We start from the raw sequence: 1392 nt of genomic DNA, 5'->3' as shown, positions 1-1392 counted from the left end.
TTATCTCGCTAGAAGCTTTTCTTGGCAGCGGGGAATCAAAGACTTCGCTCCATAAGGAGCTTCCCCATCACAGCTCAACCTTCACGATAAGCGGATTTGCCTACTTATCAGCCTAACTGCTTGGACGTACACAACCAATCGCACGCTTCTTCTATCCTTCTGCGTCCCTCCATTGCTCAAACGATAAAGAGGTGGTACAGGAATATCAACCTGTTGTCCATCGCCTACGCCTGTCGGCCTCGGCTTAGGTCCTGACTAACCCTGAGCGGACGAGCCTTCCTCAGGAAACCTTAGGCATTCGGTGGACGGGATTCTCACCCGTCTTTCGCTACTCATACCGGCATTCTCACTTCTAAGCACTCCACCAGTCCTTCCGGTCTGACTTCACTGTCCTTAGAACGCTCCCCTACCACTGATACTAAAGGTATCAATCCGCAGTTTCGGTGGTGTATTTAGCCCCGATACATTTTCGGCGCAGAGTCACTCGACTAGTGAGCTATTACGCACTCTTTAAATGGTGGCTGCTTCTAAGCCAACATCCTAGTTGTCTAAGCAACTCCACATCCTTTTCCACTTAATACACACTTTGGGACCTTAGCTGGCGATCTGGGCTGTTTCCCTCTTGACTACGGATCTTATCACTCGCAGTCTGACTCCTAAGGATAAGTCATTGGCATTCGGAGTTTGACTGAATTCGGTAATCCGATGAGGACCCCTAGTTCAATCAGTGCTCTACCTCCAAGACTCTAACACTTGAGGCTAGCCCTAAAGCTATTTCGGGGAGAACCAGCTATCTCCAGGTTCGATTGGAATTTCTCCGCTACCCACACCTCATCCCCGCACTTTTCAACGTGCGTGGGTTCGGGCCTCCATTCAGTGTTACCTGAACTTCACCCTGGACATGGGTAGATCACCTGGTTTCGGGTCTACGACCACGTACTAAACGCCCTATTCAGACTCGCTTTCGCTACGGCTCCGCCTCTTCAGCTTAACCTTGCACGGGATCGTAACTCGCCGGTTCATTCTACAAAAGGCACGCCATCACCCATTAACGGGCTCTGACTATTTGTAGGCACACGGTTTCAGGAGCTCTTTCACTCCCCTTCCGGGGTGCTTTTCACCTTTCCCTCACGGTACTGGTTCACTATCGATCACTAGGGAGTATTTAGCCTTGGGAGATGGTCCTCCCGGATTCCGACGGAATTTCACGTGTTCCGCCGTACTCAGGATACATTCAAGAGAGAACGAAGTTTCGACTACAGGGTTGTTACCTTCTGTGACGAGCCTTTCCAGACTACTTCGTCTACCACGTTCTTTTGTAACTCCGTATAGAATGTCCTACAACCCCAAGAGGCAAGCCTCTTGGTTTGGGCTAGATTCCGTTTCGCTCGC

General features: G+C 50.4%; 1 rRNA gene. It reads right to left on the bottom strand.

Annotation, left to right across the window (positions count from 1 at the left end):
- Positions 1–1392: ribosomal RNA gene (locus JDS96_RS30385) — 23S ribosomal RNA — on the bottom strand; the annotation flags it as partial.

This window comes from Bacillus cereus group sp. N21, assembly GCF_016483395.1.
Lineage (GTDB): Bacteria > Bacillota > Bacilli > Bacillales > Bacillaceae_G > Bacillus_A > Bacillus_A pseudomycoides.
The sequence above is the reverse complement of the archived record's forward strand: the minus strand, read 5'-3'. Positions and strand labels throughout refer to the sequence as shown.